Below are 24,610 nucleotides of genomic sequence, written 5' to 3'. Positions count from 1 at the left end.
CGCGGATGCGGAGCGAGAGACTCGCTCCGGGGGCGGTGGCAGCGTTCAGCGTGCCTGGTTCGATCGCAGCAGCACGTTGCCCTGCGTTGTCTCGAGCCGCAGCCACGCTCCGGCTGTGAGGATGCGCGCGTCCTCACCGGAGCGCAGGAACCCGAGGCTCAGGGCGGCGAAGGCCGCGCCGCTCGTGAGGCCGCTCGGCTCGTCGATGACGCGGGTCCACACGTCCGTGCGGACACGTTCGACGAGGGCGGTCCCGAGGTTGCCAGGCACCGCTTCGGCGACCTCAGCGATGCCCTGGTCCGCGGCCGCGATGAGTGTCGCCGCTGGCAGGACACCCGTCAGGCTCCACCCCCCGGTGGGGGCTGCGATACCTGCCCACGATTCGCGGAGTCGCTCTGGCGGGACCGAGAGGTCGAAGCCGACGGTCGCGTCCGCGGACGCGTCGTCCCCCGGTGCGCGCAGCCTGGCGAGACGGTCGAGGAGCGCTCGCAACGGCACGGTCACGTCGAACGCTCCCGCGTGCGCGTCGTCGCCCGCTTCACCGAGGAGCTCGGCGCGGAGCGCGCGCACGCCGAGCACCAGCGGTGAGGTGTCGAGGATGCCCTGCGGCCGCAGCACGGGCACCCAGAACGCCCCGACCGAACCAGTGGCGACGATCCGCACCGCGCCGTCTTCGATGCGTCCGGCCCGACCCAGGAACGATTCGAGGTCGCGGGCGGCACGGAGATCGGGGATGCGGAGGACGGGAGACATTGCCATCTAACCTACCCAGTTCTTCCCGAGCGCTCCTGCGGCGGCGGGTCTCTAGACTGCTGGGATGGCAGATCAGCTCCACGAGTCGTCCTCGCTTTCGCCCGCTCAGCACCAGCCGGCGCCGCTCTCCTTCGACGCGCTCGAAGCGCTGTCGCCTCTCGACGCGTTCCTCCACACGCTCGATCTCACCGACACTGGTGCCCGCACGCGGGACGACATCTTCACGGGCCCGAGCCAATGGATGCCCCACGGGCGGGTGTTCGGCGGGCAGGTCGCCGCGCAGTCGCTGGTCGCCGCCGCCAGGACGGTGGCCGCGGATCGCCCGGTGCACTCCATGCACGGCTACTTCCTGCGCCCGGGCGACGTGAAGCTGCCGATCACGTTCGCGGTCGACCGTATCCATGACGGCAACTCGTTCACGACCCGGGCTGTGAGCGCCTTCCAGAGCGGTCAGCCGATCTGGTCGATGATCGCTTCCTTCCAGGACGTCGATGAGGGCTTTGAGCATGAGGTGTCGATGCCAGTGGGGATCCCGGATCCGGAGGATCTGCCGAGCGAGGCGGATCTGCTGGAGACGGTGAAGGCGACGCTCGGTGACGACGCGCCTGAGTCGCTGGCCGCGTACTGGCTCCTGAAGCGTCCGTTCACGATGCGGCACGTTGACGGGCCCGTCTATCTCGAGCCCGCCAGCGACCCGACGCCGGCGCAGGCGGTGTGGATCAAGGCCGTGGAGCGCATGCCGGACGATCCGATGCTGCACCGGGCCGCCATCGCCTACGCGAGCGACTACTCGATCCTCGAGCCCATCATGCGCGGCCACGGACTGACCTGGTCGACGCCGGGGCTTCGCGCGGCGAGCCTCGATCATGGCGTCTGGTGGCATCGGGACGCGCGGGCCGACGAGTGGCTGCTCTACGTGCAGGACTCCCCCGTCGCCCGCGGGGGCCGTGGGCTCTCCCGCGGGCAGCTGTTCTCGCGGGACGGCGCGCTTGTGGCGACGGTCGCCCAGGAGGGCATGGTGCGCCGGAAGCGCGGCTGACGCCGGCAGGATCGGCCGTCGCCCCGGGGCCGAGCGCCCGTCGACTCAGTCGTTGCTGCGGCCGCCGCGGAACGTGAGCGGCTCGTCGAGGTAGGGGGTCCACGCCTCCCGCTCTCGGTCGTTGATGCGACGCGGGCGCTGCGTTGCGGCGTCGATGAACACGAGGGTCGAGGATGCGATCACGTACCGCACGCGTTCCGTGCCCTCTTGGTGGCTTTCCTCCGGGCTCCAGATCTCGTAGTCGACCTCGGCGCTGGCCGCTCCCATCTTGGAGATCCACAGCTGCACATCCAGCGGCTTCGTGGAATACGGGATGGGCGCGAGGTACTCGATCTCGTTGCGCGCGATGAGTGTGAGCGTGTCGCCTCCCTCAGCCGCCGCGTCGATGATGGCGAGGGGCCGCTCGTCGTCGTTGGAGGCGCCGATGTTCCAGAACGCGCGCACTCGGGCTTCTTCGAGGAGCGTCAGCACGCGTGAGTTGTTGACGTGGTTGTAGGCGTCGAGGTCGCTCCAGCGGAGGAGCGTGGGGACGTGGAAGCGCATCGGCGAGGTTGGTCCTTCTTGTGTGCTGGTGGTTGGCTGCGCGCGACGGGGCACGGGACGAGGAAACCCCGGGGCCGCACGCTGCGGCCCCGGGGTTCCGGTCGGGACTAGTCCCTCGTGAGCTTGCGGTAGGTCATCCGCGACGGCTTGGCCGCGTCAGGGCCGAGGCGCTCGATCTTGTTCTCCTCGTAGCCTTCGAAGTTGCCCTCGAACCAGTGCCAGCGGCTCGGGTCTTCCTCGGTGCCCTCGTAGGCGAGGATGTGCGTGGCGATGCGGTCGAGGAACCACCGGTCGTGCGTGATGACCACGGCGCAGCCGGGGTACTCGAGCAGCGCGTTCTCAAGGCTCGACAGGGTCTCGACGTCGAGGTCGTTCGTGGGCTCGTCGAGCAGCAGCAGGTTGCCGCCCTGCTTGAGGGTGAGCGCCAGGTTGAGGCGGTTGCGCTCACCACCGGAGAGCACCCCTGCCTTCTTCTGCTGGTCTGGCCCCTTGAACCCGAAGGTGGAGACGTAGGCGCGGGACGGGATCTCGACGTTGCCGACCTGCATGTAGTCGAAACCGTCGGAGACGACCTCCCACACGTTCTTCTCGGGGTCGATGCCGCCGCGCGACTGGTCGACGTACGAGAGCTTGACGGTCTCGCCGATCTTCAGGTCGCCGCCGTCGAGCTCTTCGAAGCCGACGATCGACTTGAAGAGCGTCGTCTTCCCGACACCGTTCGGGCCGATGATGCCGACGATGCCGTTCCGGGGCAGCGAGAAGCTGAGGTCGTCGATGAGCACGCGCTCGCCGAAGCCCTTCTTGAGTTTGTTCGCCTCGAGGACGATGCTGCCGAGGCGTGGGCCTGCGGGAATCTGGATCTCTTCGAAGTCGAGCTTCCTGGTGCGCTCGGCCTCGGACGCCATCTCCTCGTACCGGGCGAGGCGAGCTTTCGACTTGGCCTGACGGCCCTTGGCGTTGGTGCGCACCCACGCGAGTTCCTCTTCAAGGCGCTTCGCGAGCTTCTGGTCCTTCTTGCCCTGGACCTGGAGGCGCTCCTGCTTCTTCTCGAGGTAGCTCGAGTAGTTGCCCTCGTAGCCGTGGAGGCGGCCGCGGTCGATCTCTGCGATCCACTGGGCTACGTGGTCGAGGAAGTACCGGTCGTGCGTGATGGCGATGACTGCGCCTGGGTACTTCTGGAGGTGCTGCTCGAGCCAGAGCACGCTCTCGGCGTCGAGGTGGTTCGTGGGCTCGTCGAGGAGCAGGAGGTCGGGCTTCTCGAGGAGGAGCTTGCAGAGCGCGACGCGGCGCTTCTCGCCTCCGGAGAGGACGCTGACGTCGGCGTCGCCCGGCGGCAGGCGGAGGGCGTCCATCGCCTGCTCGAGCTGCGAGTCGAGATCCCAGGCGTCGACATGGTCGATGTACTCCTGGAGCGTGCCCATCTCTTCCATGAGCGCGTCGAAGTCGGCGTCGGGTTCTGCCATCAGCGCGGAGATCTCGTTGAAGCGGTCGAGCTTCGCCTTCGTCTCAGCGACGCCGAGCTCGACGTTCTCGCGAACCGTCTTCGTCTCGTCGAGCTCCGGCTCCTGCATGAGGATGCCGACCGTGAAGCCCGGCGTGAGGGTCGCGTCACCGTTCGAGGGGGTGTCGAGGCCAGCCATGATCTTGAGGATCGTCGACTTACCAGCCCCGTTGGGACCGACCATGCCGATCTTGGCGCCTGGGAGGAACGACATCGTCACGTCGTCGAGAATGAGCTTGTCTCCGACCGCCTTGCGGGCGCGGATCATCTGGTAAATGTACTCGGCCATGGGTTCCAGTCTAGGAGTTGGTTGGCTGACAGCGCGCGGGGCTTCGCTACCAGGTGATGGGCTGGGTGAGCCCGATGAGGCATTTTCCCGTGCTGACGGGCGCGACGATGTCCGAGGTGTAGCCTCGCGGGCCGCGCTGGCCCACAAGGCACTCCTCACCGATCTTCACCGAGACGATGATGTAGTCAGCTTCGAGGTCCACATTCGTGCGGTCGAAGGTGACCTCCATGGCCGCCTTGTCGAAGCCGATCCCTGCGAGTGCGTCGACGAACTCCACGGAACTCGCCGAGCCGTTCGTCGCGATCGTCTGCAGGTTGGTCTCATCGAAGATCGGCTTGTTGTCGCTCGCCGTCCCGCCTGGCACGAACGCAGCTGGTGCCGCCTGCGTGGGCGCGGCCGCGGCGGTCGTCTCCGCAGGGGGTTGCGCCTCCTCCGAGGAGCATCCCGCCAGCGCCAGCGCCGCCACCAGAGCCACTGGGGCGAAGAGACGGGAGCTGCGCATTCGGGACCTTTCTCGGACGGGGCGGTCACCAGTGTAGGTGGCCGCGGCTCCTAGAAGGGCGTCGGGTACGCCCCCGCATCAGCGACAGAGGGCTTGTGCCACTCCGCCTCACTGGGCGGCGCCTGGGCGTCGTCCTCTTCCGGCGGAGCCTCGCTCTGCTGATCGCCGAAGCCTGGTGCTCCACTGAACCCCTGTTGCTGGTCGCTCACCCGCTTCTCATGCGAGGCTCGCTCCCGCTTGGCGAAGATCGACGAACCGGCCGTCAGGTCGTGGCCCAGGGCATCCGCGACCACCTCATGCTTCGTGCGGGAGCCGTTCTGGGTCTCGAACTTCCGCATCCGGAGCTTGCCGACGACGATGACGCGCTGACCCTTGTCGAGTGACTTCGCGGCGTGCGTCGCGAGGTCGCCCCACGCAGCGACGTCGTACCAGTTGGGATCCACGTCTTCCCAGACGTTGGTCGTGCGGTTCAGGCGCCGTGAATTCGTCGCGATGCTGAAGTTCACGACGTGCTGCCCGCCCGGGGTTGTCCTCACCTCCGGCTTGCTGCCGAGGTTCCCGATGAGCGTGATGTGGTCTTGCATGTTCTCCCCCTGGTCTGGATGCGGTGCGGTCCGACGCGGCGCCCGTGCCGAGAGCTCCGCACCGGACCGCGGCACCAGTGTGCGACTGCGGGCGTCAGTTCTTTCCGACGACAACGGCGCCTGTGGACGGGGTTCCGTCCACAGGCGCCGTGTCGTCAGAGTGCCGAGCCCGTCCGGGCTGGCACCGCAGGTCAGAGCATGTAGGGAGTGAACTTGGCGCGTACCTTGTTCACCTTGGGCACGGCAACGAAGTTGCAGTACCCCTGGCCCGGGTTCTTCGCGAAGAAGTCCTGATGGTAGTCCTCCGCGTCGAAGTACTGACCAAGAGGGGCGATCTCGGTGACGATTCCGCCGCCCCAGAGCTCGTCGGCGCGGTCGCGGGCCGCTTCGAAGAGTTCGCGCTGCGCTTCGTCGGTGTAGTACATCGCGGAACGGTACTGCGTTCCGACGTCGTTGCCCTGCCGGTTGAGCTGTCGCGGGTCCTGCAGAGTGAAGAAGATGTCGAGGATCACGTCGGCGGGCACCACGTTCTCGTCGAAGACGACGCGCACGGCCTCTGCATGCCCGGTCGTGCCGGTGCACACGAGTTCGTAGTCCGGCTTCGGGTGCTCGCCACCCGTGTAGCCGGAGATCACGTCGCTGACACCCTTGACGTTCCTGTACACGGCGTCGAGACACCAGAAGCAGCCACCTGCAAGCACGAATTCGGTCATGCGCCAAGGCTACGCCGCTGGCTGGTCCCATGGCTGAGCCCTGCGCGAACTCAGCCAGCACCGAGAATGTCGGTGGTCGCTTCTAGCCTGACCTCATGACCACGACGCACCTCACCCCGTCCAGCTCCACCCCGACGCTCACTCCCCGAACTGGCCCATTCACCCAGCGATTCGCTGGGCTCACCGCGACGCGGGTGCATGCGGCGCGGTGGCGGGTCACGGGCTCCAACGGCGCCGTGCGCGGGTACGTCGAAGAGCACCAACGCGGCTCGGGGGTGGCTTACGCGGCCACCCGCATGAGCCGCACCTCCACGGCCTTCCTGACGCTCGACGAGTTTTCGGACTTCGCCGAGGCGGTCACCGCGTTCCGCTACCTCTGAAGGTGCGCGTGCCCTCGTCGGCGCTCGCTTGCGCCGGCGTGCCGTCGGTCAGGCTCGCCACCAGTTGTCGGTGGGGAGCACCGGCAGCTGCCGCTTGTGCTCGGTCTTGCGGTACAGCGCCTCGATGCGCTCGGCGATCTCCGCATCCACGTCTCCACCGGTCAGGTACGAGTCGATCTGCGCGTAGCTGAGCCCGAGGTTCGCTTCATCGGTCTGCCCGGGCGTCTCGTCGAGCAGATCGGCGGTCGGCGCCTTCGCGTACAGGCGTTCAGGCGCCCCGAGCTCCTCCAGCAGCTGACGCCCCTGGCTCTTCGTCAGGCCCGCGAGCGGGTTCAGGTCGGTCCCGCCGTCGCCGTACTTCGTGAAGAAGCCCGTGACTGCTTCGGCAGCGTGGTCGGTGCCGAGCACAAGGAAGCCGCGCTCTCCGGCGATCGCGTACTGCGCGATCATCCGCTGGCGAGCTTTCGCATTGCCCTTGTTGAAGTCCGTGATGGCACGCCCCGTGGCGTCCAGGAACGCGTGCTGCATGCCATCGGTCGCCGGCTTGATGTCGAACGTGATCCGTTCGTCCGGCTGGATGAACTCGAGCGCCAGCTGCGCATCGTCCTCGTCCGCCTGCACGCCATGCGGGAGGCGCACGGCGACGAACGTGGCGTCACCACCCTCCGCGCGCACCGCCTCGACCGCGAGCTGCGCGAGCTTGCCGAGCAGCGAGGAATCCTGGCCGCCGCTGATGCCGAGCACAAGCCCACGTGAGCCCGTCGTGCGCAGGTACTCACGCATGAAGGAGATGCGCTCTCGCACCTCCGTGGCAGGGTCGATGACCGGCTTCACGCCGAGGGCCGCGATGATTTCCTGTTGAGCGCTCATGGTGGGGCCAACTCTACCGAGCACCTGTTTCGGGAAAAAGTCGCCGACCCGAGATCAGAGAGAGCACTCAGCTGCGCACGAGGCGCGCGATGGCGTCAGACGCTTCCTTGAGCTTCAACTCCCCCTCGGCCCCACCCAGCTTGACGGCATCCGCGACGCAATGTTTGAGGTGGTCATCCATGAGCCCGAGCGCGACGTTCTCGAGCGCCGAGGTGATCGCCGAGATCTGCGTGAGGATATCGATGCAGTACTGCTCCTCATCGACCATGCGGTGGATGCCCCTGGCCTGCCCCTCGATGCGTTTGAGGCGTGTCAGATACTTGCTCTTGTCTTCCATGTAGCCGTGGTGGGCGTGGGTGTTCGACTCAGTGGTGTCGGTCATGACGTTGCCTTTCCTGGGGTGGGATCGAGAGATGCTGCCGCGGTCGTGATGTTTCGAAAGGTCCGGAGACGAAGGCTGTTGCCAACGACGAAGACGCTCGAGAAGGCCATGGCCGCACCCGCCAGCATGGGGTTGAGCATCCCGAGCGCCGCGAGCGGAATCGCAGCGACGTTGTACGCGAAGGCCCAGAAGAGGTTGCCCTTGATGGTGCCGAGTGTACGTCGGGAGAGGCGGATGGCATCCGCGGCCGCCAGGAGGTCGTCTCGGACGAGCGTGATATCCGCTGCCTCGATGGCGATGTCCGAACCCGTGCCCATGGCAAGGCCGAGGTCAGCCTGCGCGAGCGCGGCAGCATCGTTGACGCCGTCGCCGACCATCGCGACGACGCGCCCTTCCTCCTGGAGACGGCGGATCACACCGACCTTCTCCTGCGGCAGGACTCCCGCGATGACGTCGGTGATGCCGACGGTGGCCGCCACCTGGCGGGCGACGATCGAGTTGTCGCCGGTGAGCAGCATCGGCTCGAGACCGAGCCGTCGCAGTTCGGCGATCGCCTGCGCGCTCGTCGGCTTGATCGTGTCTGCGACGGCGAGCACTCCGCGAGCCTCGCCGTCCCAGGCCACGACGACGGTGGTCTGTCCAAGGGTCTCGGCTGTGTTCTTGTGCTCCGCGAGCTCGAGTCCCACCGCGATGCCCCGGTCGGTGAGCAGCTGCTCGCGTCCGACGATGACGAGGTGACCGTCGACGATGCCCTGCACGCCGGTGCCCTCGTGGTTCTGGAAGTCCTCGACGTCGGGCAGCCGGCCGACCTCGGCCGCGGCACCAGCCGAGAGGGCACGTGCGATGGGATGCTCTGAGGCCGCTTCGAGCGCACCCGCGAGACGCAGGAGCTCCTCCCGCTCGACGCCATCCGCCACCCAGGCGTCGGCGAGCGACATCTTTCCGCTTGTGACCGTGCCGGTCTTGTCGACGACGATCGTGTCGACCCGGCGAGTCGATTCGAGGACTTCTGGGCCCTTGATCAGGATGCCCATCTGCGCCCCACGCCCCGTGCCCACGAGGAGCGCGGTCGGAGTCGCCAGACCGAGCGCGCACGGGCAGGCGATGATGAGCACGGCGACCGCGGCGGTGAATGCGGCCGAGGCCGGGAAGCCCCCGCCGAGCCAGCCGCCGAGAGTGGCCACCGAGATCCCGATGACGATGGGCACGAAGACGCCGGAGATGCGGTCGGCAAGGCGCTGCACTTCTGCTTTCCCGGTCTGTGCGTCCTCGACGAGCTTGGCCATGTGCGCGAGCTGGGTGTCGCCGCCGACTCTCGTGGCGCGCACCACAAGTCGGCCGCTCGCGTTCATGGTGGCCCCGACCACCTTGTATCCTTCGACGACCTCGACGGGCACGGACTCTCCGGTGAGCATCGAGGCGTCAACCGCAGAGCGTCCGCTCGTGACGACGCCGTCGGCCGCAATCTTCTCCCCGGGCCGGACGACGAATTTGTCGCCGACGATGAGCTCCCGGATGGGAATGCGCGTCTCGATGCCCCGGCGAAGGACGGCGACGTCCTTCGCGCCGAGCTCGAGGAGCGCCCGGAGGGCCGCACTGGCTTGCCGTTTGGATCGTTTCTCGAAGTAGCGACCGGCCAGCACGAACATCGTGACGCCTGCAACCACCTCCAGGTAGATGTTGGATGCTCCGTCGGAGGGTGCGATCGTGAACTCGAATGGATGCTTCATCCCGGCTTCACCGGCGGTGCCGAGGAAGAGCGCGTAGAGCGACCATGCGAACGCGGCGAGCGTGCCGAGGGAGATGAGCGTGTCCATCGTGGCGCTCCCGTGGCGCAGGTTCAGCCACGCGGCCCGGTGGAATGGCCAGGCGCCCCAGACGATCACCGGCGCGGCCAGGGCCAGCGACGCCCACTGCCAGTACGTGAACTGCAGCGCGGGCACCATGGCCAGGGCGATGACGGGAACGGCGAGCACGATGCTGCCGATGAGACGTTGCCGCAGGCTCACGAGCTCGGGGTCCGCCGCCTCGGTGGCCGACTCCTCGATGTCAGGATGCTCAGGCTCTGGGAGTGCGGCCGTGTAGCCAGTCTTCTCGACCTCGTCGATGAGCGACTGCGGGTCGAACCCTGCTGGCGCGTGGACGCGGGCTTTCTCAGTGGCGTAGTTGACGCTCGCGCTCACGCCTTCGAGCCTGTTGAGCTTCTTCTCGATGCGCATCGCGCAGGACGCGCACGTCATGCCCCCGATCTGGAGCTCGATGTCGGTGGCTGTGCTCATTGCTCGCCCTCGGTGTGCTGCGGGGCCTTCGGATGCTCGGCGGGGAGGCCAGGCGTTGCGGTCAAGCCGGGTTGCGAGGTCTGGTGCACCTTCACGTCAGGCCTTGACTGCGCTGTAACCCGCCTCGTCGACCGCAGTGATGACGGCCGCGTCGTCAAGGGGCGCGGTGCTCTCGACGACGAGCTTGCCGGTCTCAGCAGAGACGGCGACGCCTTCGACGCCTGCCAGCGCATTGACTTCCTGTGCGACGGCGCTTTCGCAGTGGCCGCAGGTCATTCCGGTGACGAGGTAGGTGGTGCTGGTCATGATGGTCTCCTTGCCGAGGGAAGTGCCCCGTAGGGGTATGGACGGCAACTACAACCGTATACCCCCAGCAGGTATTCCCGCGTCAGTGGCCGGAGATCAGTCTTCGCGCAGGATGCGGTAGCCGCGCAGCGGGTCGTAGCCGTGGATCTCGCGGGTGTCGAGCACGGCCATGAAATCGAGGACCTCGTCGGTGACGAGCTGGCCAGGGACGAGCACGGGGAACCCGGGAGGGTACGGGGTCACGAACCCGGCGGAGACGGGCCTGGCCCCTCCCGCCACGCGCTCGGTGAGCTGCGCGTGGCTGAGGTGCTCGATGTTCGCGCGCTGCTGGCCGCGGAAGAACGCCGTGCGAAGGTCCCCATCCGGGAGTCCGTCCGCGGACGCGTAGTCGGGCGCGAACGCGCTGAAGTCGGGCAGCGGGGGCATCGGGGCCGGGGCGGCGCGCTCACCGTCGATCTCCCTCGCCTGCGTCTCCTCCTCGAAGCGCTCCGCGAGCTTCACGAGCACCTCGATGAGGTAGCCGACGGAGCTGCGGGACGTGCCGATGTTGGTCATGAACAGCACCGTGTTCCGACTCGTCTTGTTGACCTGGATGCCGTAGCGGTCCATGAGGTGCTCGTGCTTGAACGTGTCCCCATCGACGCCCGTGCGTGAGATCTCGACCGTGATGCGGCTCGGGTCGACGACGAACTCGTCTTCCTCCCACGCCTGCCACATCGTCGAGAATCCGTCGCGGTGCGGCATGGGACGCGAGCTCGCGCGGTTCTCGGCCGGGATGAGGTCGTGGCCCGAGAGCACCCGGAAGGTGCGGCGCAGCAGCGGGTGCCGGGCGATGGCTTGCGCGATGCTCGTCGCGAGGTCGAGCTGACGCTGAACGAGTTCGAAGCCCTCGAGCTCCACCTGGCGCCTGCCGAGGTCGAGCGAGGCGAGGATCTGGTAGTTCGGCGACGTCGAGGTGTGCGTCATGTACGCCTCGTGGAACGGCTCCTCCGCCTCCCGGTACCAGTCCTTGTCGTAGACATGGATCATGGATCCCTGTCGCAGCGCGGTGAGGGTCTTGTGGGTCGACTGTGTCGCGTAGACCCGGATGCGCGCATCCGGGGAGGGCAGGAGCCGCTCGGCGAGCCAGACGTCGTCGGCCGCTGGCTCCCCCGTCTCGGGGTCGAAGAGGCGGGCCCGCTGCTCCTGGTACGCCGTCGCGTGGGCGCTCGACGCGAGCCGTTCCTCGAGGTGCTTGGCTGCCGCCATGGCGGTGCGTCGGCGGGTGATGGGGTGGAACGCGGCGAACGCGAACCACGCCTCGTCCCAGAGGAACACCAGGTCGGGCTTGATCGCGAGGCACTCGGCCATGACGCGTTCTGGGTCGTAGACGATGCCGTCGAAGGTGCAGTTCGTGAGGGTCACGAGGCGCACCTCGTCGAGGCGACCGGCGGCGCGGTAGTCGAGCAGCAGCTGCTTGATGCGGTCGAGCGGCACCGCGCCGTAGAACGCGAACTCGTTGAGCGGGTACGCCTCGAGGTACGCCGTGCGGGCGCCCGTGAGCATGAGGGCGTGGTGGTGCGACTTGTGGCAGTTGCGGTCGACGAGGACGATGTCGCCGGGCGAGACGAGCGCCTGGTGCACGATCTTGTTGGCCGTGGAGGTGCCGTTGGTGACGAAGAACGTGTGCTTCGCGCCGAACGCGCGGGCCGCGAGCTCCTGCGACTTCTTGATCGCGCCGACGGGAGCGAGCAGCGAGTCGAGGCCGCCGGAGGTTGCGCTCGTCTCGGCGAGGAGCAGGTTGAGCCCGTAGAAGTCGACGAGGTCGGTGATCCACTTCGAGGTGACCACCGACCCGCCACGGGAGATCGGGAGCGCGTGGAAGACCCCGGCGGGGCGGCGGGCGTGCTCCTGGATGGCGGTGAAGAAGGGCGTGTCGTAGAGGTGCGAGACGCGGCGCAGCAGCGACAGGTGCAGCTCGAGCTGGTCTTCGCGCAGGAACACGCGCCGGAAGCGGCGCGTGAGCACCCCGGCGAGGTCTTCGATGTGCGCCCCGGCCACGAGGTAGAGGTCGAGCTCTGGGCGCAGCGTGTTGAGGGTGTCGGCGAGGCCCAGCACTCGCTGCACGGACGCGAGGCTCGATCGCGACGTCGCGGTCGTGCCTGCAGAGTCGACGTGCGCGAGGTCGATCGTCTCGCGCATGTCCCGGCTCAGGCGCTGCTGGCTTCGGTCGCTGAAGCCGGGCCGGATGATGACGGCCAGGATGTTCGGGTTCGTGAGCACAGCCGCGACGGCGTCGTCGGCGGACGGCACGATCACGTAGTCGTAGACGAACGCATCCGCCGCGCTGCGGAGTTTGAGGATGTCGGCCCTCAGCGCGTCGCGATCGGCCGTGGTGGTCTCGTCGACGAGCAGCACCTCGAAGCGGGGGCGCGGGTCGGAGTCGTCCTGCAGCTCGGCGCGCTCGGCTTCGTCGAGCCGGTCGTCGCGATGGTCGGCGGGGATGCTCGTGCCGCGCAGGCGGCTCACGACTCGACCGATGCGCTCCAGCGCGCTCGAGTACTCCCCCTTGTCGAGGGCCTCGCGGATTTCGGCGACGTAGCGCTGACCGAACCCCGCCCAGTACAGCTCGAGCGTCTCGAGGGCCCTCAGGTTGCGGGAGATCTCGCCGTCCGCGTCCAGGATGCTCGCGGTCTCGTGCCCGGATTCGAGGCGCTTGATCGCGAAGCGCAGGTACTCCCACGCGTCGCTGCGCAGGCGCCAGGTGCTCGTCGGCATGCCCGGATCCCGCTCCAAGCTGTGGCCTGAGGCGCGCCGATCGGCGTCGTTCGCGGTGGGGGCGGATTCGTGGAGACCTGCGGCGTCGAAGCTCGTCACATCGGCCATTCTTTCAGAGCTGCGGGCGCTCCCCCGCCACGCGACGAATTGCGTCCTTCGCAGGGTGTTCCGGCCCCGCGGCCAACGCGCGCTCTTCCCTTCCTGCGGCGCTGAGCGGTGGCGGGTTCAGGAAACTGAGCGCTGCTGGGCCAGCCACGTGTGGTTCACAATCGCCTTGCTCATGGCCTCGCGATACGCTGCCCCCTCCGGCCCCCGTTTGAGGTCGCGGGAGAAGAACGGCGACTCTTCGCGATGGGGAGACCCGTCGTGGATGCGCTCCGCCAGGTCCGCGAGAAACGCGCGGCCGACCGTCCGATACTGTGCGGCCTCCGCCGCGTCGAGCTGCAGCAACGCGGAGTCGTCGACCATGTTCGTGACCACGTACCTGGCGTCGAGGAAGAGCTGGCCGGCCTGCTCGACGAGGAACCAGCGCCCCGGCTCATGGTCGACGTAGTGCATGGCGTCGCGCTCTTCGGCGACGCGGGCGTCGTCGCCCCATGCGTCGACGGGCGGGATCGGGCCGAGCCGGTGCTGCCTGGCCTCGTTGAGCGCGAGGTGGGAGACGGTCGGTCCGACGCCGTGCTCGAGTGTGATGCAGAGGATGCGCCGGCACGTCTGGCACGTGAGCTGACTCTCGACGCGCTCCATGAGACCCGACGCATGGAGGGGCAGGAGGTCGCGGATGCTGACCCAGCTGACGTCCTCCTTGAGAACTCCCGACGCGGCCGCATCCGTGATCGCGTGCACCGTCTCTTCGACGTCGAGCATCTCGGTTTCGTCGCGCACCAGGAGCTGACTGCAGGCCGTGCAGTTGTCGTCCTCGGGGCGGCAGGTGAGCCCCGGCTGCTCGACCGTGAACACGAGGCTCTCGAGGTTGCCCGGGTCATTCCAGCCGCGATGGTCCTTGAACTCGGCCCGCGCGTATCCGCCGTCGAGTTCGAAGTACGGCGTGCCGAAGCCGGCGAAGCGGCGGCGCCCGTTGATCACCTTCTTGAAGTCGTCGAGGGTCGCCGCGTTGGTGGCACCGGGGATCCACTCGGAGAGGTCGACAGTGCTGGTCTCCGACGACGTCGGCACCGTGTGCAGGACGACGGCGACCAACGTGTCGTCGTGCAGGATGAGCTCACCACCCGACGCGAAGCGCACGCGGCGGGACAGCACGGCCGGCTCACCGAAGGATCGCTCGGTCGCCGTGAACTTCTCACCGCCAAGGGCCTCGATCAGCCGCCGGACGGGCGCATCACGCTCAGCACGGGCAAGCGCGTCGAGGATCATCGGGAGTCGGGAGGCCATGATCCATCGTCGCAGGCCCGACTCGACGCCTGGTCGGCGGTTCAGGAACGAGCGCTGAACGGACCGGCGAGGGCGAACGCGTAGTCGGCGAAGCGGTCGCCCATGAGCTGGTGCGCCTCGGGTCCCGGGTGCAGGTCGTCCGGCAGCGGCAGGCGCTGCGCATCCGCCTCGCCGTAGAGCTCGGTGCCATCGAGGAAGAAGAGATTCGGGTCGGATGCGCGACGCTGCGCCAGGGCCGCGAGCTCGCGCCGAATGACGCTGAGCGTGAGCCGCCCCTGCGACTCGTCTCCCGGCGCCCCCGTCGCGATGAACGTGACCTTGCCGGTCGCGAAGGATGCGGGATCGAACGCGCCGGGCCCGGCCGTGTGCTCGTGAATGCCGCAGAAGATGGGCGAGATGAGCACGATCGGCGTCTCGGGGTGCCCGTCCCGGATGGTGTCAAGGAAGCCGTTGACGGCCGGCACGAACGCCCGCACGCGCATCGCGTCGGCGTTCACGACGTTGATGCCGAGCTTCACGCTGATCAGGTCCGCTGGAGTATCGCGCATGACGCGGGCGAGGAAGGGGTCGACCATTGCGCTGCCGCCGAGCCCGAGGTTCACGAGTTCAACCCCGCCACGACGCGCGGCGACTGCAGGCCAGATATCGCTGGGCGAAGTTGCGTTCGAGCCGTGACTGATCGAGCTGCCGTGGTGCAGCCACACACGATCGGACACGATCACGGGCTCGAGAGGCGCGTCCGATCGGAGCTCGATCAGCTCGACCGACTCGTTGTGAGGCAGCCAGAACTCCAGGCGCTTGGTCTCGCCAGCTGCAAGACCCTCGATGGTCGTCGTGTGCGATGGCCCCTCGCGGAGCGACATCGCGCCCGTCTGCAGATCGACCTCGACGGCGTCCCCGCCGGTCAGCTCGTCGCTCGCGAACTTCTCGCCGTCGACGAAGACATCGACGCGACCCCGCGGCCGGTCGATGCCCGTGTAGACGGACCGGGTCGGCAGCAGCCCCAGCTCAACCCGCTCGGCGGTCGTATCGGAGACCACGCGGACGCCGGATGGCTGGCTCTCGACGAGCAGCAGCTGCGGGTCCGGGAACTGCGCACGAACGTGTGCGGGGAGCCGGTGCGGCCGCACTCCCCTGTTGGTCTGCTCGAGCTCAGCGGCTCCGCGGACGAATTGGGGCGTGGGCTGGGTGACGATCACGTGGAGGCCTCCGGAATCGGGGGGCGGCGGTGGCCGAGGAGCTTCGAAGGTGAGTGCCCCAGGCAGGATTCGAACCTGCGACCGACGGATTAGAAGGCCGTTGCTCTATCCACTGAGCTACTGGGGCGCGATCCCAGCCAGCATAGCGGGCCTCGAAACGCTCCACTGGCCGCCACGGGACCCCGGGAATCACTACGATGTCCCTCATGGCTATAGCTCAGGAGCGTCTCGTCTGGATCGACTGCGAGATGACTGGCCTCGACCCGTCGATCGACGAGCTGGTCGAGGTCGCCGCTTTCGTGACCGACAGCGACCTGAACATCCTCGACGAGGGCTTCGAGATCGTCATCTCGGCGAGCGAGGCGGCGATGGCCAACATGGGCGAGTTCGTGACGCAGATGCACACGACGTCCGGCCTCATCGAGGAGATCCCGAACGGCGCCACACTCGAAGCGGCCACCGCTGAGCTCCTCGCGTACCTGAAGAAGCACGTGCCCGTCCCCCGCACGGCACCGCTCGCGGGCAACACGATCGGCACCGACCGCATGTTCCTCGCGAAGTACATGCCGGAAGTCGACCAGCACCTGCACTACCGCAACGTCGACGTGTCCACGCTCAAGGAGCTGTCGCGCCGCTGGTTCCCCCGCGTCTACTTCCACTCCCCCGACAAGGACGGCGGACACCGCGCGAAGGCCGACATCCTCGAGTCGATCCGCGAGCTCAAGTACTACCGCAAGGCGGTGCTCGTGCCCGAGCCCGGACCCACCAGCGAGGAGCTCCGAGAGGTCGCAGCCGAAGTGGTGAACGACTTCGCCCAAAATCTGTAATAGACTCTCGTAGTCGCAGGCGAGCGAGAGCACGCAGGCGGCAGACATGGTGGGTATAGCTCAGCTGGTAGAGCGCCTGGTTGTGGTCTAGGAGGCCGCGGGTTCAAGCCCCGTTACTCACCCCATGGAGAAGGCCCCAAGTCCTGAGGACTCGGGGCCTTCGTCGTTGGGTCGCACGCTCCTCCAGAGAGCGTCCGGCCGCATCCACACGGGAGATGCCGGTTCCCAGTGCCTGGAACCTGCATCCCCCGTGTGGTTCTAGCGAGGCGCGGGGGCCTCGAGTCTTGGTGAGCCCGGGATGGGCGGCTCAGTGAGCGGCGCATCAGGCGCGCTCGGTATCGGGGCGGGAGCGAGCGCCGCGGCGGGCATCTTGCTCGCCCACAGCACCCCGAACAGCACGACCGCGCCGCCGACGAGCTCCAGCGGGCCGGGGCGCTCCCCCAGCACCAGCCACGCCGTGGAGATGCCGACGACCGGCACGAGCATCGAGAACGGTGCCACGACGCCGGCCGGGTGGCGTTTCATGAGCCACACCCAGATGCCGGATCCGAGCACCGTGCCGAGCAGGATCGTGTAGACGAGGCCGACCCAGGCGGGGACGGCGGCGACGGTCCAAGCCGTCGCGAGCGACGCCCCGATCTGCTCGGGCCCCTCCACGAGCAGTGAAACGGCGAGCATCGGGATCGGCGGCACCACGGCCATCCACATCGTGAGGTGGAGCGGCTTCGGCGGCTCGGCCAGACGGCTCGAGATGTTGCCGATCGCCCAGCCGAACGCCCCGATGACGACGAGCAGGAACGGCCACCAGCTGCCGGAGCCCCCGCGCGCCACGCCGACCAGGAGGAGGCCCGCCACCGCGAGCGCGATGCCGACCACGCGACGGGTTGTGAGCTTCTCCCGAAGGAAGATCGCGCCGAGAAGCACCGTGAATGGCGCCGACATCTGCAGCACGAGCGATGCGAGCCCGGTCGGGAAGCCGGCGGCCATGCCCAGGTACAGGCCGACGAACTGCAGGGTGCCGAAGCCGAGCCCGTAGCCGATGAGCCAGCGCAGCTTCACGTTCGGGCGCGGGATGAACAGGATCGTCGGGATCGCGAGCAGCCCGAAGCGCAGAGCGATGAGGAAGAACGGCGGGAACTGCTCGAGCGATGCGTGGATGGCGAGGAAGTTCACGCCCCAGAGAACCGCGACGAGGCAGGCGAGGGCGATATGACGGGGAGGCACGAGATCAGTGTCGGGCGCATCCACCATGAAGCACCAGTGCTGATGCGTGACGTGTCCCTGTAGGCTCCCTTCATGGAGTTCAGGCACCTCGAGCTGCTCAGGGAGCTGTCGATGCGCGGCACCCTCGCCGCGGTCGCCGAGGCCACGCACCGCACTCCTTCCGCCCTCTCGCAGCAGCTGAAGACTGCCGAGCGGGAGTTCGGCGCGCGCCTCGTCGAACCGTTCTCCCGGGGCCTGCGGCTCACGACCGCCGGGCAGATCCTGGCCGACGGCGCGGACGAGGTCGGCCGAGCGCTCGCCGAGGTGCAGGCGCGGCTCGAGGCGAGTCTCGGCGAGCCGAGCGGCACCGTGTCGATCGGCGCGCTGCCCAGTGCGAGCGAGGCCCTCTTCCCCGGCCTCCTGCGCCGAGCGGCAGGGTCGGCCATCGACCTCGAGCTCGACGACTTCGACCTCGCCGAGTCCGAGTACGCCGCCAGGACCCTCGACGCCGACATCGTGATCGGACACAGCCTCACCGGCGACGTACCAAGAGGAGCGGAGCACCTGCACACGCGCGTTCTGGCCCGCGAGCCCATCGACGTGGCCTTGCCCTCGACGCATCCGCTCGCCTCCCAGCAGCGGCTCGCGCCCGACGCCCTCGTCGGCACGACGTGGGTGGGCGTGCCCGTCGGCTACCCGTTCGACAGCATCCTGATCGCCGTCGAGAACGCGACGAGCACGAACCTCGAACGCGTGCAGCGGCTGCGCGACAACCGCCTCGTCGAGGCGCTCGTCGCGGCGGGTTCGGGCCTCGCGCTCCTCCCCCGGTTCACGACTCGGCCGCGCCCCGGCGTCGTGCTTCGACCGCTCGACGGCGTTCGCTCGGTGCGCAGCATCGTCGCGTTGGCACGCCCGGACCGCCACGCTCGCTTCGCTGTACGCACTGTGCTCGACCACCTGACCTCGGCCGGGGAAGACCTCGAGGCCACGTTCGCGGAGGCCGAGTCGCCGCGTTCCTGACCAACTTCAGTGCTCAGACGGCGGCTGTGGGCCGGATGCGCCACCCAGCGGCGCCTTCATCACGCAAGTTGGTCAGGCGAGCTGCACCGGGACGCCCCCTCAGCCGAGCACCTGGGACAGCGTGGAGCCGGTTGCTACTCCTCAGCCAGCGCGCTTCGCGGCGGCGACGAAGTCTCGGATGCGCGCATGATCCTTGACACCCGGCGATGACTCGACGCCGCTCGAGACGTCGACGCCCCATGGGCTCGCTTCGCCGATCGCCTCGGCGACGTTGCCCGGGTGCAGGCCGCCCGCGAGCAGCCAGCGGCCGTCTGGGCGACGGCGGACGAGTTCCGAGAGGTCCCATCGCTCGCCGGATCCCGGTTTCGGCGCATCCAGCAGCAGGAGCTCCTCGCCGAATGCACCGACGCGCAGCTCGGGGTCGTCGGCGAGGGAGGTGGCCCGCCAGATGCGCGGGAAGATCGCGTCGGCCGCGCGTACTTCCTCGCCCGTGTAGGAACCGTGGAGCTGGAGCACGTTCGCGCCGACCTCGGCTGCGATCTCGGCGGCGTCCGTTGACGGCATGTCGTGGACCACGAGCACGCGGTCGACGCTCGCGGGCACCGACGCGAAGATCTCGGACGCCTCCTCGGGAGTGCGCCGCCTGGGGCTCGTGCGGCTCATCACGACGCCGATCGCGTCGGCGCCGCTCTCAACGGCGACCGCCGCCGACTCGACAGAATCCAGGCCACACACTTTGACGTACACGCGAGAATCCTAGGCGCTGGGGTTCGCGGATCAGCGGCAGCCCACGCAGCCAGACGTCAGTCGCGAGCTGCGGTGAGCCGGAAGCGACGCTGCGTCACAGTGATCGGCCGCGCCGTGTCGAGCTGCCTGAGCTTCTCGACGTTGCTGTCGACGCTGAAACCGGGGACATCCCAGGGGACCAGAGCGAGGTACTCGACGAGCGTCAGCGAATCCGCGAACGTCATCCGCCCAGCCCACTCTTCCGCGACCTCGACGCGAAGCCCCTCCGCGCGCAGGGCCGAGACCGCATTGGCGAGCGTCACGTGTTCGTACAGGGGTTCGCAACCGAACCAGTCTCGGAGCTCGTGCGCGTCCCGGCCATCGACCTGCTGCGTCAGGAAGCGCCCGCCGGGAACCAGCACCCTGGCGACCTCGCTCGCATCGAACTCCTCATGACGGGCCACGATCAGGTCGAGAGAGGAGTCGGCGAACGGCAGCGGCTCCCCAGACTCGATGTCGTGCGCGTGCACGCCGACGCCGAACGGTGCGAGGTTGTTTCGCGCCACGGCGACGTTCGGCTCCCACCCCTCCGTCGCTGCGATCTGCAGCGGGGATGCGTTGCTGGGCATGGAGCGGATGAGCTCGATGAGCCGCTCGCCGCCGCCCGTGCCGAGATCAGCCATGCTCGTCGCCGTTTGCATAGCGGCCCGGCACTCGGCGTCGAAGTCCCAGGACGGATCGTCGGCCGTCAGGCGCCCGTCCAACGAGGAGAAGTTCCAGCCGGTCATCTGTGCGTTGGCGTGCGCGCCGCGCCAGGCCCGCACCTGCGCATCCGGAGAGCCGTTCACGAGGCCAGGCTACCGACTGCGCGTACCCGGTCCCGCGGCTGCCCTCGTAGGCTTCGCTGATGAGCATATTCGTTCCGTCGTCAAGCCTGCCCGTCTCCGAGGCCGAGCTGGCCCTCGTCGACGCGGCACGTTCGACGATAGATGCGGCCACCGATGCTGGTCCGGACGAGGATGGCATCCACACCGTGGGAGCAGCGGTCCGCTCGGCGGATGGGGCGATCCACGTCGGCGTCAACCTGCACCACTTCACGGGCGGTCCGTGCGCTGAGCTCGTTGCTCTCGGCGCGGCCCGAGCGTCAGGTGCCCGCCAGCTCACGCACATCGTCGCCGTCGGCAACCACGGGCGAGGCGTCATAAGCCCCTGCGGACGCGACCGACAGGTGCTCGCCGACCACTACCCCGACATCCGCGTGATCCTGCCTTCCCCAGAAGGGCTGATCAGCGTCATCGCCCGCGAGCTCCTGCCCCTCGCCTACGACCACACGGCACAGCAGGTCTAGCCGCAGGTCGGCGCCCATCCAGCGCCCCTGCGACACAATGGGCGGATGGAGATGTCGCCCGAGGACTTCGAGGCCCTGGTCGTCGACGAGCTCGATGAACTGCCCGATGAGATGGTGGACGGCCTCGACAACGTGATCTTCGTCGTCGAGGACCGGCCAGAGGACGGCTCCCTCGACCTGCTCGGCGTCTATGAGGGATTCGCTCTCACGGACCGCGGCCAGTACGGCTTCGGCGAGCTGCCGGACCGCATCGTGCTGTTCCGCGAACCGCTGCTGTCGATCTGCGATGACGAGGAGACGCTACGCGACGAGGTGCACACGACGCTCGTGCACGAGATCGCGCACTTCTACGGCATCGACGACGAGCAGCTCCACGAGCTCGGCTGGGCGTAGGACTCCCGCCCACTCGCTTCCCCCGGCTACGCTTCCTGGATGCACCCACCGGCACCAGCACGCGAGCCCCTGCGGGTCGGCCGCCTCCTCTGGGGCATCGCCCTGCTCCTGGCCGCTCCGGTCTTCGCGATCTGGATGGCCGTGACGGGTCTGCTCTCCGCGCTCGCCGCGGCCAGCATCACCGTGGACGCGAGTGGCGCCGTCCCGCCCCTCATCTCGGCCGGCCAGACCCTGCTCTCCGCGTTCGCCTTCTGGGCCATGTTCGTCTCAGCCGGGGCCGGCCTCGTCGTGCTGATCCTGCTCGGCGTGCAGAGCATCCAAGCCGCCCGCCGGCCGCCCGTCGTCTCCCCCGGCGCGACCTTCGGCTCCGTTCTGTGGGCTTGGGGGCTCGCGATCCCATTCGCGACGGGCATCGGGGCGCTGATCGGGATGCTGTTCCGGGCGACGGCCGAGAGCATCGGGACCGACCTCTCGCTCGATGCCGGTCCGGGCACCGGCATCAACGACGACGACGCTGTCCACGGCCTCATCACCGGCGGCGCGTGGCTCCTCGTGGCGGTCGTCGGGCTCTCCCTGGCCGTGATCCTCACGGTGCGCTACGTGCGCGCGCGGCGGCAGAGCAAGAACTACGCAAGTGGCCGCAGCACGGGCTGAAACGGCTCCGTGTCGACGAGGCTTCAGGCGTCGGGCGCGACCTCGATGACGACGTCGGCGAGCAGGAACGGCGCGTTGCGCCGCCAGTGCTCCCGCTCCTGCGCAGCCCACATCTCCCAGAACTCCTCGAAGACGCCGACATCGCCGGGCCGGGACAGCGCGCGCGGCTTCCGATGCGCCTCGTCGAGCTCGATCCAGACGCTGGTGGTCGCGAGCGGCGCACTCTCTCGCGACAGGGCCCCGCATCCCTCGACGATGAGCGGCGACGTCGCGTCGATATCCCGCCACGGGCCGGGCTCATCCGCCGCCCAGTCCCAGCTCTCGTAGCCGGGATGCGCGCTGCCCAGCATGTTTCGGTGCACCGCCTGCGATGCGGCGGCGAGGCCTCCCCAGCCCGGGTAGGCGTCGTCGAGCGACACCAGCTGCGCGCCACCGAATCCGCGCGCTCGGAACTCGTGGAGCAGTTCACCCGCGAGCGTCGTCTTCCCCGAGCCTGAACCGCCATCGATGAGGACCACCGGCCGCCTGCCACCCGCGTCGGCGAGCACCCGGTCGAGCAGCGCTGCCGCCCTCACGCGCTCCCCACCAGCCGGTACGAGCTCAGCGCGACTGCCGCCGCGACGGCGACCCCGGCGATGCCCACGGCGGCGAGCACCAGCACGAGGTCACGCCAGCCGAGCCTCGATGGCCGCGCCCAGGTGCGTGCCACGTCTTCCGCCCCGAAACCGCGCGCCTCCATGACGGTGGCGAGCGTCCCCGCCCGCCTGATCGCGAGCGCGAGCAGGGCGAAGGCCATCGTCATCAGTCGACGGACGGCCCCCGAGTCGCCCAGTCCGCGAGCGCGCCTGGCCTGGCTCATGGCCGTCCAGTCGTCACGGAACACCGCGAACAGGCGAATTCCGGCGAGCGCCGACACGACGAACCTCGCTGGCAGGTGCGCGACCTGGGCGAGCCCGTCGGCAAGCCGCGTCGGGTCGATGCGGCTCAACGCGACAAGGGTCGGCACGCCGATCGCGAGGACGCGCACGCCGACGGCGATGGCGAGCTGGATGGAGTTGTCGGTGATGTTGGCGTACAGGAACTGCCCGTAGCTCTCGCCTCCCGGCTTCGCGTACAGCAGCATGCTCGTGGCCGAGACGGGCGCCGCGATGAGCAGGATCCAGCTCGAGCGCAGGATCTCCACTGGTCGCACGCCGGCGACCCAGAAGGCGACCATCGCGAGCACGAGGGCGGCCAGCGCCGAGACGATGTCCAGCGTCGTGAGCAGCGGAATCGAGTACAGCACGGCGGCGAGGAAGGGCGTGACGGGGTTGACGCGGTCGAGGAACCTGCCGCCGACGGGCAGCACCTCGAGCGGCACGCCGTCGCTGTCGACCGCCACCGACCTCGCCGACTGAGCACCTGCCGGGGCGATGCCGCCGCTCATGCCGGCACCTTCGCGTCCTTGCGGTCGTGCGCGCCGATGCGGATGCACTGGTCGCCGAGCACGCGCACGAGCTGTTCGTCGTGGGTCACGGAGACCAGCGCGTGCCCTTCGGCGACCAGGCGAGCCATGATGGCGACGAGTTCCGTCCACGTCCTGCGGTCCTGCCCGAAGGTGGGCTCGTCGAAGATGAGGACCCGAGGCGCCGTCGCGAGCACCGTCGCCACCGAGAGGCGGCGCTGCTCGCCGCCGGAGAGGGTGAAGGGGTGCGCTTCCGCGAGGTGCGAGAGGCGAAGCGCCGTGAGGAGCTCGTCGACGCGTTCGCTCGTCTCGCGCTTGCCTCGGCCCGCCGCATCCGGGCCGACTTCCAGCTCGCGGCGCACGGTCCCCGCGACGAACTGGTGCTCGGGCTGCTGGAAGACGGTGCCGATGCGCGTCAGGAGCTGCCGCGAGCGCCAGGCGGACGGATGCGGGCCCGCCGGAGGGGCCGCTCGGAAGCGGCCGAGGCCCCAGCCGCCGCGGCGCACACGTGCGTCATCACCGGCGTCTCGGAGTGCCTGCGTCGCCCGCACCTCGCCCTCGACGGGCGTGAGCAGGCCGGCGAGCGTGAGCGCGAGCGTCGTCTTGCCCGCCCCGTTGGGGCCCAGCACAACCGTGGATTCCCCCGCGTGCAGGGTCGCCGAGAACTGCGTGTGCAGGGCATGGTCGGCCCGCCCGAACCCGAGCCCGTCCGCGATCAGCAGGTCCTCCCCTGGCGCGAGAACGGCCCGCGGCACCTGCGGTTCGTGACCGCCGATCCACACACCGGCCGCGAGCAGCGACTCGCGGTGCTGCTCGAGAACGAGGTCAGGGGTGCCGTCGGCGAGGAGGTGCTGCTCACCCCCGAGCACGACGACCCGGTCGACGCTCGAGCGCCACACGTCCACCCGGTGCTCGATGACGATGAGCGTCGCGCCGGACGCCTGCGCGGCGCGGACCACGGCCTCGCGAACCTCGTCCACGCCGGCCGGGTCGAGGTTCGCGGTCGGCTCGTCCAGCAGGATGAGGTCGGGGCGCATCGCGAGCACACCGGCGATCGCGAGCCGCTGACGCTCGCCGCCGGACAGCTGGGCGGTCGACCGATCGAGGGGCATCCGCAGCCCGACGGCGTCGAGCGCCTCGCGCACCCGCGCCCACGTCTCTGCCCGTGGGACGCCGAGGTTCTCGCAGCCGAACGCGACATCGTCGCCGATGCGGGCGAGCACCGTGTTCGCCTGCGGGTCCTGCAGGACGAGCCCGACCGTCCCGCGCGCGTCGCTGGGGTGCCTCCCGTCGACGAGCAGCGAGCCGAGCTCCTGCCCGTCGTCCTCGTGATCGCCGAGCACCCCCGCCAGGGCGGCCAGGAGCGTGGACTTGCCAGCCCCCGACGGCCCGAGCAGCAGCACAGCCTCGCCGGGCTCGATCGTCAGATCGAGGCCAGCGACGGCCAGCTTCGCCCGGTCGGCGTGGCGCCAGCCCCACCCCCTCGCCTCGACTCTCGCGCCCACG

At 68.9% G+C, this 24,610-nt stretch carries 26 protein-coding genes and 2 tRNA genes; 8 read left to right on the top strand and 20 right to left on the bottom strand.

Features of this window, described 5'->3' with window-relative positions; genetic code table 11:
• Positions 1-45: 45 nt before the first annotated feature.
• Positions 46-753 (bottom strand): DUF8185 domain-containing protein, encoded by a 708-nt coding sequence (locus F8O03_RS15815; RefSeq protein WP_244296334.1) that lies wholly within the window; start codon positions 751-753, stop codon positions 46-48.
• Positions 754-817: 64 nt separating this feature from the next.
• Here F8O03_RS15815 and F8O03_RS15810 point away from each other — a divergent pair, with 64 nt between their 5' ends.
• Complete coding sequence (locus F8O03_RS15810; RefSeq protein ID WP_151424721.1) at positions 818-1,792, top strand: acyl-CoA thioesterase; 975 nt, start codon at positions 818-820, stop codon at positions 1,790-1,792.
• Positions 1,793-1,837: 45 nt separating this feature from the next.
• Here F8O03_RS15810 and F8O03_RS15805 read toward each other — a convergent pair whose 3' ends face one another.
• The 5 genes from F8O03_RS15805 to msrA all read right to left on the bottom strand — a co-directional run bounded on the left by F8O03_RS15805 (position 1,838) and on the right by msrA (position 5,924).
• The gene (locus F8O03_RS15805) at positions 1,838-2,335 is read right to left on the bottom strand and encodes an acyl-CoA thioesterase (RefSeq protein ID WP_151424720.1); all 498 of its coding nucleotides are present in this window, start codon (positions 2,333-2,335) and stop codon (positions 1,838-1,840) included.
• A gap of 107 nt (positions 2,336-2,442) precedes the next feature.
• A complete protein-coding gene (ettA, locus tag F8O03_RS15800; protein WP_104253131.1) occupies positions 2,443-4,125 on the bottom strand; it encodes an energy-dependent translational throttle protein EttA in 1,683 nt (560 codons plus the stop codon).
• Between the two features lie 46 nt (positions 4,126-4,171).
• Complete coding sequence (locus tag F8O03_RS15795) at positions 4,172-4,627, bottom strand: DUF6993 domain-containing protein (RefSeq protein ID WP_151424719.1); 456 nt, start codon at positions 4,625-4,627, stop codon at positions 4,172-4,174.
• A gap of 50 nt (positions 4,628-4,677) precedes the next feature.
• Positions 4,678-5,211 (bottom strand): single-stranded DNA-binding protein, encoded by a 534-nt coding sequence (locus F8O03_RS15790; RefSeq protein WP_151424718.1) that lies wholly within the window; start codon positions 5,209-5,211, stop codon positions 4,678-4,680.
• Positions 5,212-5,402: 191 nt separating this feature from the next.
• The gene (msrA, locus tag F8O03_RS15785; protein WP_151424717.1) at positions 5,403-5,924 is read right to left on the bottom strand and encodes a peptide-methionine (S)-S-oxide reductase MsrA; all 522 of its coding nucleotides are present in this window, start codon (positions 5,922-5,924) and stop codon (positions 5,403-5,405) included.
• Between the two features lie 95 nt (positions 5,925-6,019).
• On the opposite strand from msrA, the gene F8O03_RS15780 reads away from it, so the two are divergent.
• A complete protein-coding gene (locus tag F8O03_RS15780) occupies positions 6,020-6,304 on the top strand; it encodes a hypothetical protein (protein WP_151424716.1) in 285 nt (94 codons plus the stop codon).
• Positions 6,305-6,352: 48 nt separating this feature from the next.
• Here F8O03_RS15780 and nadE read toward each other — a convergent pair whose 3' ends face one another.
• The 8 genes from nadE to F8O03_RS15740 all read right to left on the bottom strand — a co-directional run bounded on the left by nadE (position 6,353) and on the right by F8O03_RS15740 (position 15,616).
• Entirely contained in the window at positions 6,353-7,174 is an 822-nt protein-coding gene (nadE, locus tag F8O03_RS15775; RefSeq protein WP_151424715.1) for an ammonia-dependent NAD(+) synthetase, read from the bottom strand.
• Between the two features lie 67 nt (positions 7,175-7,241).
• Positions 7,242-7,556 carry a metal-sensitive transcriptional regulator gene (locus F8O03_RS15770; RefSeq protein WP_151424714.1) on the bottom strand — a complete coding sequence of 105 codons (315 nt, stop codon included), beginning with the start codon at positions 7,554-7,556 and terminating at the stop codon, positions 7,242-7,244.
• Positions 7,553-9,835 (bottom strand): heavy metal translocating P-type ATPase, encoded by a 2,283-nt coding sequence (locus tag F8O03_RS15765; RefSeq protein WP_167516611.1) that lies wholly within the window; start codon positions 9,833-9,835, stop codon positions 7,553-7,555. The genes F8O03_RS15770 and F8O03_RS15765 overlap by 4 nt, the downstream gene beginning before the upstream one ends.
• Positions 9,836-9,931: 96 nt before the next feature.
• Positions 9,932-10,141: a heavy-metal-associated domain-containing protein gene (locus F8O03_RS15760; protein ID WP_151424713.1), complete on the bottom strand. Its 210-nt coding sequence runs from the start codon at positions 10,139-10,141 to the stop codon at positions 9,932-9,934.
• A 96-nt stretch (positions 10,142-10,237) separates the two neighbouring features.
• Positions 10,238-12,898 carry an aminotransferase class I/II-fold pyridoxal phosphate-dependent enzyme gene (locus F8O03_RS15755; protein ID WP_244296345.1) on the bottom strand — a complete coding sequence of 887 codons (2,661 nt, stop codon included), beginning with the start codon at positions 12,896-12,898 and terminating at the stop codon, positions 10,238-10,240.
• 225 nt (positions 12,899-13,123) lie between these two features.
• Positions 13,124-14,290 carry a hypothetical protein gene (locus tag F8O03_RS15750; protein ID WP_151424711.1) on the bottom strand — a complete coding sequence of 389 codons (1,167 nt, stop codon included), beginning with the start codon at positions 14,288-14,290 and terminating at the stop codon, positions 13,124-13,126.
• A gap of 41 nt (positions 14,291-14,331) precedes the next feature.
• Positions 14,332-15,489 (bottom strand): GDSL-type esterase/lipase family protein, encoded by a 1,158-nt coding sequence (locus F8O03_RS15745; protein ID WP_151424710.1) that lies wholly within the window; start codon positions 15,487-15,489, stop codon positions 14,332-14,334.
• A 54-nt stretch (positions 15,490-15,543) separates the two neighbouring features.
• A tRNA-Arg gene (locus F8O03_RS15740) sits at positions 15,544-15,616 on the bottom strand.
• A 79-nt stretch (positions 15,617-15,695) separates the two neighbouring features.
• Between F8O03_RS15740 and orn the strand changes: the two genes are divergently transcribed.
• Positions 15,696-16,316, top strand: a complete 621-nt coding sequence (gene orn / locus F8O03_RS15735; RefSeq protein WP_104253147.1) for an oligoribonuclease — start codon at positions 15,696-15,698, stop codon at positions 16,314-16,316.
• A 49-nt stretch (positions 16,317-16,365) separates the two neighbouring features.
• Positions 16,366-16,441 (top strand) — tRNA-His (locus tag F8O03_RS15730).
• Between the two features lie 133 nt (positions 16,442-16,574).
• On the opposite strand, the gene F8O03_RS15725 is transcribed toward F8O03_RS15730, so the two are convergent.
• Positions 16,575-17,540: an EamA family transporter gene (locus tag F8O03_RS15725; RefSeq protein ID WP_151424709.1), complete on the bottom strand. Its 966-nt coding sequence runs from the start codon at positions 17,538-17,540 to the stop codon at positions 16,575-16,577.
• Between the two features lie 72 nt (positions 17,541-17,612).
• Between F8O03_RS15725 and F8O03_RS15720 the strand changes: the two genes are divergently transcribed.
• The gene (locus F8O03_RS15720; protein WP_151424708.1) at positions 17,613-18,539 is read left to right on the top strand and encodes a LysR family transcriptional regulator; all 927 of its coding nucleotides are present in this window, start codon (positions 17,613-17,615) and stop codon (positions 18,537-18,539) included.
• Between the two features lie 141 nt (positions 18,540-18,680).
• On the opposite strand, the gene F8O03_RS15715 is transcribed toward F8O03_RS15720, so the two are convergent.
• Together F8O03_RS15715 and F8O03_RS15710 are read right to left on the bottom strand one after the other, a co-directional pair.
• Positions 18,681-19,286, bottom strand: coding sequence for a phosphoribosylanthranilate isomerase (locus F8O03_RS15715; RefSeq protein WP_151424707.1), 606 nt, complete (start codon positions 19,284-19,286; stop codon positions 18,681-18,683).
• Positions 19,287-19,342: 56 nt separating this feature from the next.
• On the bottom strand, positions 19,343-20,113 hold the full coding sequence (locus F8O03_RS15710; RefSeq protein ID WP_244296333.1) for a class I SAM-dependent methyltransferase: 771 nt from the start codon (positions 20,111-20,113) through the stop codon (positions 19,343-19,345).
• A 59-nt stretch (positions 20,114-20,172) separates the two neighbouring features.
• On the opposite strand from F8O03_RS15710, the gene F8O03_RS15705 reads away from it, so the two are divergent.
• Genes F8O03_RS15705 through F8O03_RS15695 form a run of 3 tightly spaced genes read left to right on the top strand, consistent with a single transcriptional unit; the run spans position 20,173 to position 21,660 of the window.
• Complete coding sequence (locus tag F8O03_RS15705) at positions 20,173-20,613, top strand: cytidine deaminase family protein (protein WP_208851885.1); 441 nt, start codon at positions 20,173-20,175, stop codon at positions 20,611-20,613.
• Between the two features lie 45 nt (positions 20,614-20,658).
• Entirely contained in the window at positions 20,659-21,006 is a 348-nt protein-coding gene (locus F8O03_RS15700; RefSeq protein ID WP_151424706.1) for a metallopeptidase family protein, read from the top strand.
• 39 nt (positions 21,007-21,045) lie between these two features.
• Positions 21,046-21,660, top strand: coding sequence for a hypothetical protein (locus tag F8O03_RS15695; RefSeq protein ID WP_151424705.1), 615 nt, complete (start codon positions 21,046-21,048; stop codon positions 21,658-21,660).
• A 23-nt stretch (positions 21,661-21,683) separates the two neighbouring features.
• Here F8O03_RS15695 and F8O03_RS15690 read toward each other — a convergent pair whose 3' ends face one another.
• The 3 genes from F8O03_RS15690 to F8O03_RS15680 are packed head-to-tail and all read right to left on the bottom strand — an operon-like array spanning position 21,684 to position 24,609.
• The gene (locus tag F8O03_RS15690) at positions 21,684-22,235 is read right to left on the bottom strand and encodes a nucleoside/nucleotide kinase family protein (protein WP_244296332.1); all 552 of its coding nucleotides are present in this window, start codon (positions 22,233-22,235) and stop codon (positions 21,684-21,686) included.
• The gene (locus tag F8O03_RS15685; protein WP_151424704.1) at positions 22,232-23,086 is read right to left on the bottom strand and encodes an energy-coupling factor transporter transmembrane component T family protein; all 855 of its coding nucleotides are present in this window, start codon (positions 23,084-23,086) and stop codon (positions 22,232-22,234) included. Before F8O03_RS15685 ends, F8O03_RS15690 begins: the two co-directional genes overlap by 4 nt.
• Positions 23,083-24,609: an ABC transporter ATP-binding protein gene (locus F8O03_RS15680; protein WP_244296331.1), complete on the bottom strand. Its 1,527-nt coding sequence runs from the start codon at positions 24,607-24,609 to the stop codon at positions 23,083-23,085. The genes F8O03_RS15685 and F8O03_RS15680 overlap by 4 nt, the downstream gene beginning before the upstream one ends.
• Position 24,610 lies beyond the last annotated feature (1 nt).

The organism is Pseudoclavibacter terrae, from assembly GCF_008831075.1.
GTDB classification, from domain to species: Bacteria; Actinomycetota; Actinomycetes; order Actinomycetales; family Microbacteriaceae; genus Pseudoclavibacter; species Pseudoclavibacter terrae.
Note: the sequence above shows the minus strand (reverse complement) of the source record. Positions and strands in the feature narration are given on the sequence as shown.